The 254-nt window shown below is 48.4% G+C and carries 1 protein-coding gene; it reads right to left on the bottom strand.

Annotated elements, in window-relative coordinates:
• Nucleotides 1–254 (bottom strand): ECF transporter S component (locus LKX83_RS32675; protein ID WP_227887440.1); only part of this gene is annotated, 254 nt, incomplete at both ends.

Below are 254 nucleotides of genomic sequence, written 5' to 3'. Positions count from 1 at the left end.
GTGATCAAAGCCTCGACGATTCCTTTGATCAGGTTAAACGGAAGAATCGCGTACAGGATCAGCGCCCACAGATTGGTAATGCTGGCGTTAGCACCTTGCGACCAACCGATAATGTCTTCAACGGACATACCCATAACATAGGCGAAAGCCGGAATGAAGAAGAAATAGTTGGTCAGCGACATAATAATTGCCATAGCCGTTGTACCGGCGGTCATACCTACCCAGAAGTTCACCTTGCTTTGCTTCAGCTTCCG

Origin of the sequence: Cohnella baijiui, assembly GCF_020731285.1 — a bacterium.
GTDB lineage: Bacteria > Bacillota > Bacilli > Paenibacillales > Paenibacillaceae > Cohnella.
Note: the sequence above shows the minus strand (reverse complement) of the source record. Positions and strands in the feature narration are given on the sequence as shown.